Source organism: Faecalimicrobium dakarense (assembly GCF_000499525.1).
Classification (GTDB): Bacteria; Bacillota; Clostridia; order Peptostreptococcales; family Peptostreptococcaceae; genus Faecalimicrobium; species Faecalimicrobium dakarense.
Window position 1 is genome coordinate 1 of the sequence record NZ_HG529266.1, and the last position, 2,690, is coordinate 2,690.

Here is a 2,690-nt window from a genome sequence, read left to right on the forward strand (position 1 = left end):
TCAGACATTTTTAGTAGATCATAATTTTTTAAAGCCTTATTAACTATAACTATAAACCATACTAAAGATATTCCTAAAATAGCATGACCAAGTCCTGCTATGTGACTAAGTCCAGCAAAATCAGAGCTATTAACTTCGAGTATTCCTCTAAATGTTAGTGTGGAAAGTAAGTATATAAGTCCGATATTGTAAGTTATAAGCCATGCTTTAAAATTTTTGATTTTAGAGATTTCAAAGTTTTTCTCAAGTAATAAGACTAATATAAAGAATACAAATCCTAGTACTAGAGCATGAGCGTGAAGTAACCCTAAAGTTGTCGGATCTGTAAAATTACTTAGTTTAGTAAACTCCCTGTAAAACACCCCTAATATTAATCCTAGTACTAAGTAAAATGTTGATAGTTTAAAATATTTTTGCATAATTTACCCCCGTAATAATTTATATTTTAATTTATACACAAATTATTAGGGGGTTAAACAATATTTATACTTTTCTACTAAATCCTTCTCCGAGTACTTCATGAGCATTATTTATAATAATAAATGCCATAGGGTCAATTTCATTAACGAGTTTTTTTAGGATAACTTCCTCACGTCTAGAAACCACAACCAATAAAACATCTTTTTTCTTGTTAGAATATCCACCACGACCCTCTAAAAAAGTGATTCCTCTTCCTAAGTTATCCATAATAGAGTCGCCAATTACCTTAGGTTTTTCAGTAACTATAATAAAAGATTTTGAAAAATCAAAGCCTTCAACTATAGCATCAGATATTTTAACTGAAATATATAAAGATATTGTAGCATATAGGGCAGTCTCAATATTTCTAGAAACAATACCAGCCAAAAGAATTACTATACCATCGATTATAAACATAAATACTGAAATAGTAATAGATGGGAATATCTTATTTAAAATAAGGCAAGCAAGTTCAGTACCTCCAGTTGATGCATCTATTCTAAATAACATTCCAAGACTTATACCAACCACAATTCCACCTGCAATAGCAGATAATAAAACATCATCAGTTTTAAAAGAAGTAGTTAGAGGTTGTGTAAGTCCAAGAAAGAAAGTAAGTAAAAGGATTCCGAATAAAGTTTTTATTGCATCAGATTTTCCAAGAATTTTGACACCAAATATAAATAAAGGTATATTAAACACTAAATTTATAAGCCATAAAGGAGTATTAAAAAGACTTTTAAGTACAATAGCAAGACCAGTAAGTCCGCCAGATGCTATTGTGTATGGCTCTAAAAACATATTAAGTCCAACGGACATTATAAAGCACCCTAGTGATAGTATTATTATTTCAAAAGTGTATGAAAAAAAATTATTTTTCATAACAACCTCCACCCCCTTTAAGTATTAAATTTGTATTTTAAAGTACTCGCTAAATTTAAAGATATTACATATCTAAGAACTAAGATGATTTAAAAACTAAGACGATATGGATGTAAGAAATGAAGTTACTAGATAATACTAGACATTTTCAAAGCTAAATTATCATTTTTTTCATTGTCTCTTATAAAAACTATAGTTTTATTTTGATTGGGAGTTAGTTCAATAACTTCATTAGAATCTACAGATTTGACTTTAAATGATTTTACATCACCTCTAGGAATTTTTTCAACAGATATAACTTCGGGCAATCCACCCCAAGCACAGTAACCTATGGTTTCTATATATAAATTTCTATCAGTTAGAGTTAATCTAAAATCGTTTGTTACAGAACCTGCAACTCCTCCTGCAAATAAGTTTGCTATAAAACTTATTGCTACCTCGGAATTTTTTACAGCTTTGTAACAGTTAATAGAGCACAAAATATTTTCATTATTAAAATTATTTGTTTCCATTAAAACACCTCCAACAATAAATAACACACTATAATATAATGAGCTATTATAATTTACTAATTATATTTTAATACATTTAACTAACTAATGATACCTGTTTCACTTTCTATATTAATAATATATTGACATTAATAAATAAATTAAAGAATTATTAGTTCATATTTTTTTTACTTAGCCATATAAAATTAATAAAGGTTAATTTTATATGGAGGAGATATGTGTACTCTAGATACTAAAATAAAAGAAATGAAAGAGTATTTAAAAGATAAAGACATAAATAAAATAAAAAAGCTTAAATTAAACACAAAATATGATAATTTAAACTTAGAAGACGCAAGTTTATTAAATGAATATGAATACTATATAAGATTACTTAAAAAGTTAAAAAGGTATATAAAACTAAATGAAGATAAGCACTTAATACTAGATATAGAAGAAGACAAAAATAAATTTATAGTAGGAATATTAAGTACTATAAATTTTAATGCAAAGGATATAGGAATACCAATAGATATAATGTTATTAACAGGAACTGTAAACAAATCTTACATGGATTGTATAAGTTATAAAATAGATAGTTATGCAATGTTATATATATATAATTTTAGATCAAGAATAAGTAATGAAGGGTATGGAAGTATGCTTCTTATGAAGTTAGATTATAGAATAAAAGAGATAAATAAAGTTTTAAATAAGTATAATTTAAAAGAAATAAAATCAGTAGAAGGTTTAGTAGTAGCTGATAAAAACATAATAAATGATAATGACTTAATAAGTTTGTATAAAAGATATGGATTTGAGGTAGATAAAAATAATAGAATGCGTAAAAGTATAAAA

General features: G+C 26.1%; 4 protein-coding genes. 1 reads left to right on the top strand and 3 read right to left on the bottom strand.

The window, feature by feature from the left end:
• The 3 genes from BN899_RS04245 to BN899_RS04255 form a co-directional block, all read right to left on the bottom strand.
• The coding region (locus BN899_RS04245) for a DUF2871 domain-containing protein (protein ID WP_071162430.1) at positions 1–419 on the bottom strand (419 nt) is incomplete at its 3' end.
• A 64-nt stretch (positions 420–483) separates the two neighbouring features.
• Positions 484–1,341 carry a YitT family protein gene (locus tag BN899_RS04250; protein WP_042273249.1) on the bottom strand — a complete coding sequence of 286 codons (858 nt, stop codon included), beginning with the start codon at positions 1,339–1,341 and terminating at the stop codon, positions 484–486.
• A 128-nt stretch (positions 1,342–1,469) separates the two neighbouring features.
• Entirely contained in the window at positions 1,470–1,853 is a 384-nt protein-coding gene (locus BN899_RS04255) for a hypothetical protein (RefSeq protein ID WP_042273252.1), read from the bottom strand.
• Between the two features lie 216 nt (positions 1,854–2,069).
• Between BN899_RS04255 and BN899_RS04260 the strand changes: the two genes are divergently transcribed.
• On the top strand, positions 2,070–2,690 hold a 621-nt coding region (locus tag BN899_RS04260; protein ID WP_042273253.1), incomplete at its 3' end, for a hypothetical protein.

What these genes read in the sequence shown, in the direction of transcription:
- BN899_RS04255 (WP_042273252.1), bottom strand. Translation starts at nt 1,853, where the DNA reads ATGGAAACAAATAATTTTAATAATGAAAATATTTTGTGCTCTATTAAC.
- BN899_RS04250 (WP_042273249.1), bottom strand. Translation starts at nt 1,341, where the DNA reads ATGAAAAATAATTTTTTTTCATACACTTTTGAAATAATAATACTATCA.